The following is a 12705-nucleotide window of genomic DNA, read 5'->3' as shown; positions in this document are numbered from 1 at the left end:
ACGCGGGGGAGTTCACCACGGCGCTTGCCGAACTGCGTGCGGCACGCCGGCTCGACGGTTCTCCTCGCCACCTCGCCGTCATGGCGGATGCAGAGCGCGGGCTCGGGCGTCCCGAGCGGGCATTGCTGCTTGCACGTGATCCGGCCGCGGCCGAACTCGACGAGGCGAGCCGGGTCGAACTCCTCATTGTTGTGTCCGGCGCACGGCGCGATCTGGGTGAGCCGGCGGCAGCGGTCCTACTGCTGCAGGATGAGGTGGCTTCCACCAGATTGGAACCGTGGACGCCGCGACTGTGGTACGCCTACGCCGAGGCGCTGCTGGCCGCGGGCCGTCCGACCGATGCGGCCCGGTGGTTCGTCTCCGTGGCAACCGTGGACCACGACGAGGAGACCGACGCCGCCGAGCGGGCGCTGCTGCTCGGGGGGGGCGAACCAGCCGGCGAGATCGAGCCAGGCTGAACCTCCGTCGATCCTTGCCCCGGATCCTTGCGCCGGGATCCTTACCCGGGGGAAGGGCCGTCCAACGGACGGATCAGCAGGCCGCTTCGTGGCTTAGGTGTGAACAGCGTCGACTTGCGCGGCATGCGTTCGCCGGCGGCGGCGACTGCCGCGACGTCGGCCGCGGGCGTCGGGTTCAGCAGAAGTGCGGTCCCGCCGGCCTGCGCCGCGGCGGCGATCGCGGTGGTCGCGTCATGGCGGTAGCCGACCACGTCCTCGGTGTCGGCCAGACCCCAGACCGTTGTGATCAGCACGAGATGCGCGACGGTGACGTCCAGCCCGCGAAAGGCGGCTGACCGGTCCGCCGGCAGCACCTGCGCGAGCAGCGCCGGATCCGGATCGCTCAGCAGGAACGCCGTCCGGCCATCGGTGATCACAAATGCGTGGCCGTCCGTGCCCGCTTCTGCCAGCGCGTCGAGCAGGGTCACCCCGGTCGGGTCCGGCTCGCCGTCCAGCTGCGTCACCGAGAATGCCGCAGCGGCTCGACGAGCGGCCTGCGCCACGTCGAGCCCGGCCACGACCCGATGGATCGCGTGGACCGCAGGCCCCGACACCCGCGCGTCGGCCAAGAAGGCCAGGCCGAAATCCCACGGGCCGGCGCCGTCCCCGGCAGCGTGGCGGTCTGCCTGGTAGCGACGGTAGGTTGCGTACCGGTGGTGTCCGTCGGCGATCACCGCGCGCCGTTCGTACAGATCGCCGGCGATGCTCGCCAGCTCGTCCGGGTCGGTCAGCGCCCAGATGCGGTGTGACACACCGTCATCGGTCGTGGTGGTCAGCAATGGTCGAGTTACCACCGTCGCCGCCACGAGCTGGCTGGTGAGCCCGCCGCCGGAGTACAGCAGGAAGATCGGTTCGAGGTTCGCCCCGGTGGACACGGTCAGGGCGAGTCGGTCGGCCACCGGGCCGGCCATGGTGTTCTCGTGCGGCAGGATGATCCCCGCGTCCGGGTCCGCGAGAGCCACCGCGCCGACCAGGCCCCGCTGGATGTGGTCGCCGTGGACCTCCTCGTACACGTACAGCGCCGCAGCGTCGTCGAGGCGCAGGACGCCGGTGGCGATCCACTCGCGCAGGGTCTGCCCGGCACGGCCGTACCGACTGTCGGGGGAGTGCTCGTCGGTGTCACGGGGCAGGATCAGGCGGACGACATTGTGCGGATGCGTCGTCTCCAGCGCGGTGACGCCCGCCGCGTCGATCACGTCGTAGGGCGGGGCGGTCCGCGCCGCCAGATCCGGCCCGTCGTCGGCCACATACCGCAGGGCACGAAACGGCGCGAGCACGAGTCCGCCGGGTGTGGGCAGGGCCGGGTCGCAAGCAGCCATGCCGCGATCGTAGGGGCTGGGCGTCCCCCGTGGCCGTCTCCGGCGGGCGAACCACGGCCGGGCGTGGTGCTCGGCCGGACCGCTGAGCGTCCATGCCGGTAACAGTCGGTATAGAACTAGCGCGATCAGCGCGATCGGTGGGAGCGTCGCCCGGTTTCCGGCGACACTGGGGGGCGAACCTTGTGAAGATGCGTCCGGCCGTCATCGGCGTCGGCTGACGTGTGCATCGGTGGCGGCAACGCTGCGAGCACGGCGGCCCTGAGCACGAAGGCCCTGAGGGTTAGGGGAGGCACGGATGTCGGGCGGGCACAAGGGACCCGGGATGAATGGGCCTGAGGCGAACGGTGCTGGTGCCAACGGTGCTGGTGCCAACGGTGCTGGGGTCGGCGGTGCTGGTGGCGGCACTCCCGGCGGTGAGGTCTACGACTGGTACACCCGGGGCGTCGCCCTGCTCGACCGGGGGAATGCCAACGCCGCGGTTCAACTGCTGGCCCATGCCGTCGCCGCCGAGCCGGACTCCCGCAGCGTCCGGGAGGCGCTGGCCCGGGCACAGTTCGACGCCGGCCAGTACGGCGCCGCGCGGGAGAGCTTCGCCTGGATAGTCGACAACGACCCGGCGGACGACTACGCGCAGTTCGGGCTCGGGATGGCGGCTCGGCGAACCGGTGACCTGCGCGCGGCCGTGGAGCATCTGGCACTGGCCGCGGCGATGCGCCCGGACCTCCGACATTACGGCCAGGCCCTGCGGGGCGCCCGAGCCGCACTCAACCGGCCATGACAGGCGGTCCGCGTCCACTGTCGGCGTCACCGTCCGCGCTGGTCGACGTCCACGATGTCGCCCTGATGGACCTCGACGGCGTGGTGTACCGGGGGTCGCAGGCTGTGCCCCATGCCGCGGTGACGATCGCGGCCGCCCGCGACCGCGGCATGCGGGTGGTGTACGTCACCAACAATGCGCTGCGTCCGCCGGCGGAGGTTGTGCGCCGACTGGCGTCGGTCGGCGTGTCCGCGGCGGTACCCGATGTCGTCACGTCGGCTCAGGCGGCCGCGCGGGTGCTGGCGCAACGGCTACCCGCGGGCGCGGCCGTCCTGGTCGCCGGTGGGGAGGGGTTGCGCGAGGCGGTGACCGCGGAAGGCCTACGGCCGGTGACGACCGCCGGGGAGCAACCCGTCGCCGTCGTCCAGGGCTTTGATCCAGATCTTGACTACGCCCGGCTCGCCGAGGCCGCGCTCGCGATCCGGGCCGGCGCGTTCTGGGTCGCGAGCAATGTCGATGCGACGGTGCCGACCGAGCGTGGCCTGATGCCCGGCAACGGTTCGCTGGTCGCAATGCTGCGCACCGCCACCGGCTGCGATCCGATGGTGACCGGAAAGCCTGAGCGTGCGATGCACGAGGAGTCGGTCCGCCGGAGCGGGGCCCGGTTTCCGCTGATCGTCGGCGACCGCCTCGACACCGACATCGAGTCCGCCGTCCGGTCGGGCACGCCGTCCCTGCTGGTGCTCACCGGGGTGGCCTGCCCGGCTGAGCTCCTGCGGGCACAGGGGCGCCACCGGCCGACGTATCTCGCCGCCGACCTGCGTGGCCTGCTGGCGTGCCACCCGGGTGTCGTCGTGACAGTGGGCAGGGCCCAGGTTGACGGGGTACCGCCGCAGGGGGCGGACGTGGACGGCAACCCACATTGCGACGATGTGGTGGCGGTGTGCGGCGGCTGGGTCGCGCAGGTGCGTGATTCGACGCTGACCTGGCGCGGAGCCAGACCGGTGACCTGGGCTGGCGGTACCGACGGTCTGGACGCCCTTCGGGCGGCGTGCGTGGCCGCCTGGACGGCGGCGGACCGGGGCGCTCCCGTCCACACGGTGGCCGGTGACCGCCCGCCCGGCTGTTCCGATCTTGATTAGCGTCTGTACGCCGGAATGCATTCGGGGGTTGACTTCCGCGACCGGCTGGCAGCCGCGCCCTGCCCGGCGCTGACGACATGAGCGGCCGACTCGGCGAGCCGACGGTCATCGTCGTGCCGACGGTGGTCACAGATCGGTTGGTCCTGCGGTGTTGGCGGCCGGCGGATATCGACCCGTACGCGGCGATGAACGCCGACGACGAGACCATGCGTTACCTCAACGGCACGTTCGACCGGGACGGCACGGAACGCCTGATCACCCATCTGATCGGAATGTGGGCGTTGCTCGGGCACGGGATGTGGGCGGTTGAAGATCGGGTGTCTGGCGAGTTCCTGGGTCGTGCCGGGCTCTACTACGGCCCCGGCTGGCCTGGTGTCGAGGTCGCTGTGTCGATTCGGCGGGATCGCTGGCGGGAAGGACTCGGCACCGAAGCGTGCGACACTGCGGTGACCTGGGGGTTCGCGACCCTCGCCCTGGACGAGATCGTCACGTTCACCAACCGGGGCAACGCCGGAATGAACGGGATCGCCCGCACGCTCGGCATGACGTTTCAGGGCGAGGCGTCCGCCATCGGCCCGTGGAAGGACAACAACGTGTACGCCATCAGCCGGTCCGAATGGGAGACGCGCACCGGCGGTTGACCGTACCCCGGCTGGCCTGGAGCTGAGACCTCCACCCGGCTGCCGGCTCTCAAGGTCAACTTTTTGACGTTGGTTGTGCTGATTGCTACTGGCGGTCCGTCACGGCGCAACCGCGAGCGTATCGGTGAGCGATGCTTCGGCCGTGGCTGTCGCCGTCGTGAGTTGGTTCAAGAGCAGGGCGGGGATGGTTCCTGCGCCCAGCCCTGATGCGTCCAGGAGTTCGGTGAACGCCTCTTCAGGTGCGGAAAGGGCTGCGTACGTGGGGTGGATGTGCGCGTCTCGCGCCGCATAGGCGTCCGCCGAGCGCAGCACGTCGGTTTCGATCGTGTGGGCGAGTCGTGGGGCGGAGCGGGTGTCGGCGAGGTCGAGGACGGTCAGGCCCAGACGGACGCGGAAGACGACGTGTCCGGGTGCTGTCTGGTCGAGTGCGAGGAAGCTGTCCACCATAGCTGTGGGGTCGGGGTTGCCGGTCAGGACCGTCAGGCTGGCGGCCACGGTCTGCTCCCATGGGGTGGGGGTGGAGGTTTCTGCCAGCAGGCGTGCGGCGCTCTGGTGATCCCCGGCCGCATGGTGGGCAATGATCGCGATTTGGCGTCCGTCGAGAAGGCGGTACCCGATGCCGTGGTGCTTGTCGACGTGCTGAAGCGCGTGGTCCCATCGGCCCGCTTGGGTCAGGGCGCGGGTTCCGTCGGACAGGAGCACGGTCCACAGCCATTGGAGGAGTTCGCGGCGATCATCGGGGGTGTGGGTCAGGTTGGCGAGGTCGACGGATCGGTGGTCGATCTCGACGGTCGTCTGATGCTGGGCGGCGTCGAACAGTGTTGCGATCAGGTGGTGAGCGGCGGTGCCGTGGCCGTCCCGGGTGAGGAGGCGGCCGATGTTGACCAGGGGCTGGAGCGCGAGTTTCGCGGTCGCCGCGTCGAACGGCCGGGCGTGTTGGAAGATGCTGAATTGGGCCCAGCACAGATCTGCGGCTAGCGTCGGCAGGCGGGTCTGCTGCGTGGCACGAGGGGGAACCGGCGGGCGAGGTCCGCGTGCGGGATTGGGTTCACCTGGTCACCAGGTGACGGCCAGCCGCGTGTGCGCTTTGTCGATGACCGTGGTGGCGGTGATCTGGGCGGGTTGGAGGTGGGCGTCGATGCGTGGGGTGCTTCCGCGGTGTTCGCGGTCCCAATGCTGGATCTGCTCAGTAAGTGATGCTGCAAGGTTGTCGTGGTGCGGTCCGTGGGCGCGTACACCGAGTTCGAAGACGGTCCCCTCGCGGTCGGTGGGTTCGGTGGGTTCGGTGGGTCGCATGGTGAGGTAGGCGAAGGAGTCGGTCTCGTTCGTCACGGCTGCGCCGCCCCACCGGAACGCCGGTGTCGCCCGGTCGGTTTCGACGGCGTGGTGGTGCGCGACGATCCGGCAGAAGCCCTGGCTGGTGGTCGCGAGCCACAGGTCGAGGTTCTGGAAGGGGCTGCCCGAGGGGATCGAGATCCCGGACCAGGAGCGGGCCGCGGGCTCGGTGAGTGCGTGGGCGAGTGCGTCAGGGGCTGCGGTGCGTCCGTCGCCGAGCAGGAGTTGGACGCCGTCGGCGAGGGTGATGGCGGGTTCTGGCCGGGAGCCGATGCCGCGCATGGCGAGGAACCCGCAGGTCACCATGGATCGGCTCACCAGATGGTCGCCTTGGCGGTCGAACGCGATGGACCGGGTTGTTCCGCCGATGATCCGTAGTGGTACGACGAGCCGTCCGGCCGGGGCGAGTTGCTGCCACCAGGCGGGCGGCAGGTCCCACGCTCCGGCCGTGACGATGATTCGGTCGTAGGGGCTGGCGGAGGCGTGGCCGGCGGCGCCGTCGGCGCACAGTACGTCGACCTGCCCGTATCCGGCGGCGGCAAGGGCTGCTCTGGCTCCCTCGACGACGTCGGTGTCGATGTCGATGGTGACGACGTGCCCGGTCGGGCCGGTGAGTTCGGCGAGGAGCGCGGCGTTGTAGCCGGTCCCGGCGCCGATCTCCAGGATCCGGTGGCCGGGTTGGACGTCGAGTTGTTCCAGCATCGCGGCGACGACTCCGGGTCCGCGCGGCGATCCGCACCACCGGCCCCTCATCGACGACCCGATCGATGAGCAGCACAGCGAGCTGAGGAAAAACGACCTTCAGGAACTCGGCATCACACAGCACCAACAATACCCGCACAGCAACTGTCTGTCACCGCCGGAATCTTGGCAGAGCCGTTATATTGACAGACCCTCGCCTGGACTCTCACCTCAGCCGGCTGACCCCGCCGGGCCGGCCGGCGCCACTGTCCACCACGGGCCCCGACTACCCGCAACACAGACCAGTAACAGCGACAACCAAAAGAGCAACATGTTCGTTGTCGTCCACGCGGCGCCTACACGACGGGTAGTTCACCTCGATTCACGACACCCAAAATTAAGATTTTCAGGGGTCTCCTAGCAGAGGCCTCGTATGTCAGCCCCGGGGGTGATCGGGCCTTCGACGAAATCCACTTCGTTCGTCCCGGGCACGGTGATCATGTTGTCGTCCTGAGCTCGTCCGACGATGGCGAATCCCGCGTTGAGATCGCAGGTGTCGCCCGCCGTCACCTGGTACAGGCCCGCCGGGAGCTGGATGCGGTATCGCCCGCCGTCGTCCGTCACGGTATGGGCCTCTCTCTCGTCGTTGGCGTTCACGAGCCATCCGAACCGGACATAAGCCTTCGGGTAGGGCTTGCCAGAATCGCCGCGCACGATCCGCCCAAAAATTGTGCTGTAGGCGCCTCCGCCGCCGGTCGCGCTGCCGCTGCCGCCGCCGCCGGTCGCGCTGCCGCCACCACCGGTCGCATACCCACCGCCGCCACCACCGGTCGCGCTGCCGCCACCACCGGTCGTGTACCCACTGCCTCCGCCGCCGGACGGCGCGCAGGCTGCTAATACCAGCACCAGGATCAAGACGATGGGTATGCGCTTCATGACGTCCCCCCGATATCCGATTGTGACCGCGCTCCCGCCACCGTTTTGACGGGCGCGGTGCCCTCCCGCACCGATACCACCGACAGTCGCAATCCACGATGGGTCTCGTGATTGCCCCCAAGCCGCCTGCTCGCGTCGGGACGAACTCACGGTCCCTTCCCGCTGGCAGGCGATAATTGCGGGTCCACGCACCGTGACAGGCGATTTGCTACCCGAAAATGATGGCATAGTTTCCACTGTCCGTGTAGTCGTGCCCGCCGCCTGCCGGGCAGCGCCCAGTACTCGCGTTTCCAGCGAAGAACAGGCCTTGACACCTGTGGCAGCAACGCCAGTCAGCCTGAGCCATATCGGTACCTCCGCGCTGTGAGCTCTTTCCAGTGCGAGATTATAGGCACGCTGCGACCCACCTCACCCTGGGGAAATCGCGGGGGTCGGGCGATCCTGGTGGTTTCCCCGGGCCCAGTCCGGTCCGGTGCCGGTCGGTGGTTTCTGCGAGCGGCGCCCGGTGACCGCGACGGAGGTGCCGCGGCCACCGGGCGGCGTCCGGGGGTTCGTCGGACGCCGCCCGGTCAAGCAGCCGGACGAGGTCAGTCCAGCTTGAGAAGGGGGCGGGCGGCCGGATCTGTCTCAACGCGTAGGTCACCCTCTTCGTGATCGTTACTGGTTCGACGAAAGTTGATGACGACATGCATCGGGGTCGCCCTTCCGAAAGAGCGGCATAGTCGAACAGCGGTTCTCCGCCATCGAGCCCCCGGTAGATCCACCGGTCTGTTCCAGTGAACTCCGGTGCTCGCGTGCCGCCGAGTCGTCAGTGGATGTGCAGGGGCGCGGCGAGGTGGTGCCTGAGCGCAGAACAAGCTTGCGGTAGGCGTTGCCCAGGTAGTGCTCGATGATGCGGACGCTCAGCACGAGCTTGCGGGCGACCTGTCGGTTGGACAGACCGTCGGCGGCGAGACGGGCGACGCTGAGGTCCGGCGACGGGCTACTATCGTGAATTGCCTACCGGCGGGCACGGGGGAGAACCTACGGGTATGGACCACCTGGTCGGGAGGGACTCGGAGCTGGCGTTCCTCGCCGCTCGGCTGGCTGAGGCGCGCGCTGGCCGTCTCCAGGTAGTGTTGCTCGAGGGCAACCAAGGTGTCGGGAAGACGGCGCTCCTTCGCCGTTTCCTTACGGATCTGGACGAGGCAGAGACTCTGGTCGCCAGCGGCGACGAGCTCGAGCAGTCGGTGCCTTTTGGCGTGTTGACTCAACTGCTGGGCGGGATTCGCGCCGAGCGCCTTCCGGCTGAGCTGAGCGTTGCCACCTTGTCCGGGACGGCGGCACCCGCGCCTGTCCAGATCGGCGCCGGCCTGGTCAGCCTTGCCGGTGAGCTGACGGCCGGCCACACGGCCCTGGTGTTAGCCATCGACGACGCGACCTGCGCGGATGTGTCATCGCAGCAAGCGCTCGCGTTCGCGTTGCGCCGGCTGCGCCACGACCCAGTCCTGATCGTGCTTGTCGCTCAAACGGACGGACAGGGCGTCTTCTCCGACGGGCTTCGCCGGCTGTTGACGGAGTTCGGCAGCCGGCTACGGCTGGCCGGGCTGACCGTCGATGATCTGCAGCGGCTCGCCGTGGCCCAGTACGCGACCCCGATGTCCGGGCGCGCGGTGCAACTGCTGCATGAGGTCACGGATGGCAACCCGATGCACGCCCGAGCGCTGTTGGAGGAGCTTTCTCCCGACGAACTACAACGCGAGGCCGGTCCGTTTCCGGCGCCCCGATCGTTTCGACTTATGGTGCTGGGGCGGCTGGCCAACTGCCCCAGCGAGACTCAGCGTCTTGTCGTCGCGGCCGCGGTCCTCGGCCGCAGCTGCCGCGTCGAGGACGCTGCGCGCCTCGCCGGTGTGACCGATCCGCTTGCCGCTCTGGGGCCGGCGGTGAAGGCCGGCCTGCTCGTGGAGCACCGCCGCCCCTTCGACGCGGGGGTTGCCTTCGTTCACCCACTGATGAGGTCCGCCGTCTACCACGACCTCGGCCTGGACGATCGATGTGCGCTGCACGCCCGGGCGGCGCAGCTTGCCGACGACCCGGCAACGGCACTGACGCACCGCATCGAAGCATCACCGTTCACCAACGACGATCTTGCCGCCGAGGTCGCGCAGGCGGCTGGACAGGACGCCGCCCAACACCGCTGGGCGCAGGCTGGCGACCGGCTGCTGACCGCGGCCCGGCTCACCAGTGACCGGCGCCTACGGGAGCACTGGTTCACCTACGCCGTCGACATGATGCTGCATGCGGGCGAGGTCGCCCGCGCCGCCGACCACCTCGCCACCGTGCCCCCGCTTCACGATCGCGCGCGCCACCATTACCTACAGGGTCGGCTCGCGATGGTGCGCGGCGACTTCGTCGCCAGCGACGTCTCGTTGCGACAGGCGTGGGCGCAACTGGCACTCGCTCCTGATCCTCCATTGGCACGTGCCGTCGCGGAGGCGCTGACGATACGCGTCGACTACGGTTTCTACGACATAGCCGCCGAATGGGCCACCCGGGCGAACCAGGTGGCGCCGCTGGACGCTGACCAGCCCACAGCCCTGCCGTTTCTGACGATCATGATTTACCTCTCCGCGGGTTGGCGGCAGCAAGCCCGGGCGGTCTTCGATGAGGTGACCGCGCGGGACGGAGGTGCCACCGAATCCGGCGGTGCGACCGACGCGGACGGCCTCGTCGTTGGCGCCTTCCTGAGGTCCTGCGACGACCTGCCGGCCGCTCGCGACGCGTTCAGCGCCGCCGCGGCCTTCCACCGGCGCCACGACACCGCCGCACCCATGGGTCTGACAGCTCTATACCTGCAGTCCCTGGTCGAATATCAAATGGGTGAGTGGGACGAGGCGACCACCCACGCCAGCCTGGCCACATCGCTCGCCGCCGACAGCGGGCAGGTCTGGATGACGGCCTCCCCCCACGCCGCCATGATCTACCCGCTGGCCGCCCGAGGAGCACCGGACATCTCCGCCCACCTCGCCCGCGCGGCACGGGCCCAGCGCGATCACACGGGCCAGGCGGAACTGATCCGCATGGCGCGAGCCCGCGTTGCGCATGCGGCCGGCGACCATGGTGGTGTCGTCACGGCGCTGTCCTGGTTCGCGGGCCGACCCGCGTCCGATCCGATCGAACCATCCGACCTGCCATGGCGCGTCCTCTACGCGGAAGCGCTGGCTCACCTCGGCCGGACCGATGCGGCAGAGACCGTGCTCGTACCCTTTGAGGAGGCAGCCGCGGAGCGCTCGCGGCGTTCAGCACAGCTGGGCGCTGTCCGGGCCCGGGCGGCGCTCGAACTGGCCCGCGGCCACATGGACATCGCCGCGGCCACCTTCCGTCAGGGAGCCGCGCTCGGCCGGGATCTGCCCATGCCTTTCGAGATCGCTCTACTCGATCTTGCTCACGGATCGTTCCTGCGCCGGCGGGCCGACGGGCAGGCCGAGGCGGTCGGCGTGCTTCGAGCGGCCGGCGACACGTTCGCGAGGCTCGGCGCGGCACCCTATCTGGCCCGCTGCGAACGCGAACTGGCCGCGTGCGGGCCATCCGAGACACGCAGACCCCCATCCACCTGGGCGGGACTGCTCACGCCGCAAGAGCTCAGCGTCGCCCGCCTCGCCGCCGACGGCTTGTCCAACCGACAGATCGCGACAGAGCTCGTGCTGAGCGTCCGCACGATCGAGTACCACCTAGGCAACGTGTACCGCAAGCTCGGTCTGCGCTCACGCGCGCACCTTGCCGCCACCCGGCACGGCCGCTGAGGGTCAGCCGTAGGCAGGCCGCCTCCGGTATTTCGGCACAGCTGGGGGACGCCGCGGAAGTGACCCGGTGGGCGCCTCTGGCCGTTGCCAGCTATTCGAAGGTCGGCCCCGATTACTCGACTGAAGAGGAGATGCACGCCCGTCTGACTCTCGCGTTGGGACATCTTCTCGGCGCGCACCCTGACGTGGATGGTGCGGTGGCCGAGGGCATGACCGTGTTGGGTGTGTTGGAACGGTTGCCTACCCACACGGTGACGGCGAGGATGGACAGGGTGATCGGGGGTACCTGCGCATGAACATCCCGACCCTGACGACGGACCGGTTGATCCTCCGTCCGATCCACCGTGATGACCTCGATGCCTCCACGGCCATCTGGTCTGATCCCGAGTTCGGCCGGTACGTCGGCACCCATGACCGGCACAGCATGTGGCACAACCTCGCGGCCAACATCGGCGTGTGGGAGCTGGAAGGCGTCGGTCCATGGTCGGTGGTCGAGCGAGCCACGGGCGCGCTGGTCGGCCGGGCGGGGCTGTGGAACGAGCCGGGATGGCCGGGGATCGAGCTGGTGTGGTTCATCGGCCGGCCCTGGTGGGGACGCGGCTATGCACCCGAGGCGGCACGTGCGGCCGGCACCTGGGCGTTCGCCAACCACGATGTGGACCGGCTGGTGGCCGTCCTCAGGCGTGACAACGAGAAGTCGGGTCGCGTCGCCGAGAAGCTCGGCATGACGCTCGACCGCTACGAGGTGCTGCACGGCACCGACTGCGCCGTCTACACGATCACCCGCGCCGAGTGGCCGGTGCGCACCGGCGGCTGACGAGAGATCAGGACGGCCCGAGCATCGAACGGTCGGAACGGGCGCCACCACCGTGGACGCCGGATCACGCTAGAGCAGGGAACGCATCCGCAGCAGGTCGCGCATGCTGGCGTCCACCTTCAGCCGGCCGCTGGCCCAAGCCGAGGAGAACCGCAGACTTCCATCGCTGACGGCAACGAGATCGTCGCTGTTCACCGTGAAGGTGACCTTGGCCGTCTCGTCATCGTCCTCGCCCTCGTTGATGTCCAGGACGCTGCCGTCGCGCAGTTCCGCGGAGAAGCTCGTCCCGAGATCGGGTATCCGACACACGATGGTGCGGTCGGGGGTCAGCTCGCGCATGCGGTCGTTGGCCAGCTCGTTGAGGCGATCCGCCAACGTACGCAATGCCGCCGCACACTGCTGCCTGGTCGCCATGCCGGCCGGTTCCTCCTTCCGCCGGTCCGCCGGTCCGCTGGGCTGTGGCGGCGGTGACGGTGGTGACGGTGGTGGGGATGGGCCGCTACGGAGAGCCTAACGCCGGTCTGCCGAGCGCAATGTCTTCGACACAGCTTGCCGGCCGGCCGTGCGTTCGTACCGGTGGCGCGCGTAACCGTCGCCACGGCGAGCGGGATCCGGGCATCCTGGTTGGGACGACAGCGGCGTACCGCGGGGTGACGGCCCTGCCGGCGCTGTCACGGAAGAGGAACACCTCATGACCGTTGACGTCCCGGACGACGTCCGTGGCGCGCTCGCGCGGGTGGACCGGCTGCCCGCGCTGCCCGTGTCAGCGCACGTCGCCGTCTTCGAGGAGGTCCACCG

14 protein-coding genes are annotated in these 12705 nt (G+C 69.4%); 8 read left to right on the top strand and 6 right to left on the bottom strand.

Annotation, left to right across the window (positions count from 1 at the left end; all coding sequences use genetic code 11):
• A partial coding sequence (locus tag U9979_RS18140; RefSeq protein WP_322780319.1) for a tetratricopeptide repeat protein occupies nucleotides 1-458 on the top strand: 458 nt, incomplete at its 5' end.
• A 41-nt stretch (nucleotides 459-499) separates the two neighbouring features.
• On the opposite strand, the gene U9979_RS18135 is transcribed toward U9979_RS18140, so the two are convergent.
• Nucleotides 500-1816, bottom strand: a complete 1317-nt coding sequence (locus U9979_RS18135; protein ID WP_322780318.1) for a DUF1015 domain-containing protein — start codon at nucleotides 1814-1816, stop codon at nucleotides 500-502.
• 322 nt (nucleotides 1817-2138) lie between these two features.
• Between U9979_RS18135 and U9979_RS18130 the strand changes: the two genes are divergently transcribed.
• The 3 genes from U9979_RS18130 (at nucleotide 2139) to U9979_RS18120 (ending at nucleotide 4356) form a co-directional block, all read left to right on the top strand.
• Nucleotides 2139-2594 carry a tetratricopeptide repeat protein gene (locus U9979_RS18130; protein WP_322750493.1) on the top strand — a complete coding sequence of 152 codons (456 nt, stop codon included), beginning with the start codon at nucleotides 2139-2141 and terminating at the stop codon, nucleotides 2592-2594.
• Nucleotides 2591-3715, top strand: a complete 1125-nt coding sequence (locus tag U9979_RS18125; RefSeq protein ID WP_322780317.1) for an HAD-IIA family hydrolase — start codon at nucleotides 2591-2593, stop codon at nucleotides 3713-3715. The genes U9979_RS18130 and U9979_RS18125 overlap by 4 nt, the downstream gene beginning before the upstream one ends.
• Before the next feature lie 77 nt (nucleotides 3716-3792).
• A complete protein-coding gene (locus tag U9979_RS18120; RefSeq protein ID WP_322780316.1) occupies nucleotides 3793-4356 on the top strand; it encodes a GNAT family protein in 564 nt (187 codons plus the stop codon).
• 99 nt (nucleotides 4357-4455) lie between these two features.
• Here U9979_RS18120 and U9979_RS18115 read toward each other — a convergent pair whose 3' ends face one another.
• Nucleotides 4456-4851: a hypothetical protein gene (locus tag U9979_RS18115; RefSeq protein WP_322780315.1), complete on the bottom strand. Its 396-nt coding sequence runs from the start codon at nucleotides 4849-4851 to the stop codon at nucleotides 4456-4458.
• 57 nt (nucleotides 4852-4908) lie between these two features.
• Here U9979_RS18115 and U9979_RS18110 point away from each other — a divergent pair, with 57 nt between their 5' ends.
• Entirely contained in the window at nucleotides 4909-5334 is a 426-nt protein-coding gene (locus tag U9979_RS18110) for a hypothetical protein (protein ID WP_322750489.1), read from the top strand.
• Between the two features lie 78 nt (nucleotides 5335-5412).
• Here U9979_RS18110 and fxlM read toward each other — a convergent pair whose 3' ends face one another.
• The 3 genes from fxlM to U9979_RS25290 all read right to left on the bottom strand — a co-directional run bounded on the left by fxlM (nucleotide 5413) and on the right by U9979_RS25290 (nucleotide 8304).
• Nucleotides 5413-6444 carry a methyltransferase, FxLD system gene (gene fxlM / locus U9979_RS18105; RefSeq protein ID WP_322750488.1) on the bottom strand — a complete coding sequence of 344 codons (1032 nt, stop codon included), beginning with the start codon at nucleotides 6442-6444 and terminating at the stop codon, nucleotides 5413-5415.
• 345 nt (nucleotides 6445-6789) lie between these two features.
• Nucleotides 6790-7308 (bottom strand): carboxypeptidase-like regulatory domain-containing protein, encoded by a 519-nt coding sequence (locus tag U9979_RS18100; protein WP_322780314.1) that lies wholly within the window; start codon nucleotides 7306-7308, stop codon nucleotides 6790-6792.
• Between the two features lie 657 nt (nucleotides 7309-7965).
• Complete coding sequence (locus tag U9979_RS25290; RefSeq protein WP_416220249.1) at nucleotides 7966-8304, bottom strand: helix-turn-helix domain-containing protein; 339 nt, start codon at nucleotides 8302-8304, stop codon at nucleotides 7966-7968.
• A gap of 35 nt (nucleotides 8305-8339) precedes the next feature.
• Here U9979_RS25290 and U9979_RS18095 point away from each other — a divergent pair, with 35 nt between their 5' ends.
• The 3 genes from U9979_RS18095 (at nucleotide 8340) to U9979_RS18085 (ending at nucleotide 11907) form a co-directional block, all read left to right on the top strand.
• Nucleotides 8340-11090 (top strand): AAA family ATPase, encoded by a 2751-nt coding sequence (locus U9979_RS18095; RefSeq protein WP_322780313.1) that lies wholly within the window; start codon nucleotides 8340-8342, stop codon nucleotides 11088-11090.
• A 131-nt stretch (nucleotides 11091-11221) separates the two neighbouring features.
• Nucleotides 11222-11386: a hypothetical protein gene (locus U9979_RS18090; RefSeq protein ID WP_322780312.1), complete on the top strand. Its 165-nt coding sequence runs from the start codon at nucleotides 11222-11224 to the stop codon at nucleotides 11384-11386.
• A complete protein-coding gene (locus U9979_RS18085; protein WP_322780311.1) occupies nucleotides 11383-11907 on the top strand; it encodes a GNAT family N-acetyltransferase in 525 nt (174 codons plus the stop codon). Before U9979_RS18090 ends, U9979_RS18085 begins: the two co-directional genes overlap by 4 nt.
• A 69-nt stretch (nucleotides 11908-11976) precedes the next feature.
• On the opposite strand, the gene U9979_RS18080 is transcribed toward U9979_RS18085, so the two are convergent.
• On the bottom strand, nucleotides 11977-12321 hold the full coding sequence (locus tag U9979_RS18080) for an SCP2 sterol-binding domain-containing protein (RefSeq protein ID WP_322780310.1): 345 nt from the start codon (nucleotides 12319-12321) through the stop codon (nucleotides 11977-11979).
• Between the last annotated feature and the right edge of the window lie 384 nt (nucleotides 12322-12705).

The sequence above is a fragment of the Protofrankia sp. Cas4 genome (assembly GCF_963555915.1).
Lineage (GTDB): Bacteria > Actinomycetota > Actinomycetes > Frankiales > Frankiaceae > Protofrankia.
The sequence above is the reverse complement of the archived record's forward strand: the minus strand, read 5'-3'. Positions and strand labels throughout refer to the sequence as shown.

Excerpts from the sequence above, each read along its gene's own strand:
- fxlM (WP_322750488.1), bottom strand. The coding sequence starts at position 6,444 with ATGAGGGGCCGGTGGTGCGGATCGCCGCGCGGACCCGGAGTCGTCGCC.
- U9979_RS18125 (WP_322780317.1), top strand. The coding sequence starts at position 2,591 with ATGACAGGCGGTCCGCGTCCACTGTCGGCGTCACCGTCCGCGCTGGTC.
- U9979_RS18090 (WP_322780312.1), top strand. The coding sequence starts at position 11,222 with ATGCACGCCCGTCTGACTCTCGCGTTGGGACATCTTCTCGGCGCGCAC.
- U9979_RS18095 (WP_322780313.1), top strand. The coding sequence starts at position 8,340 with ATGGACCACCTGGTCGGGAGGGACTCGGAGCTGGCGTTCCTCGCCGCT.
- U9979_RS18100 (WP_322780314.1), bottom strand. The coding sequence starts at position 7,308 with ATGAAGCGCATACCCATCGTCTTGATCCTGGTGCTGGTATTAGCAGCC.
- U9979_RS18080 (WP_322780310.1), bottom strand. The coding sequence starts at position 12,321 with ATGGCGACCAGGCAGCAGTGTGCGGCGGCATTGCGTACGTTGGCGGAT.
- U9979_RS18135 (WP_322780318.1), bottom strand. The coding sequence starts at position 1,816 with ATGGCTGCTTGCGACCCGGCCCTGCCCACACCCGGCGGACTCGTGCTC.
- U9979_RS18120 (WP_322780316.1), top strand. The coding sequence starts at position 3,793 with ATGAGCGGCCGACTCGGCGAGCCGACGGTCATCGTCGTGCCGACGGTG.
- U9979_RS18085 (WP_322780311.1), top strand. The coding sequence starts at position 11,383 with ATGAACATCCCGACCCTGACGACGGACCGGTTGATCCTCCGTCCGATC.
- U9979_RS18130 (WP_322750493.1), top strand. The coding sequence starts at position 2,139 with ATGAATGGGCCTGAGGCGAACGGTGCTGGTGCCAACGGTGCTGGTGCC.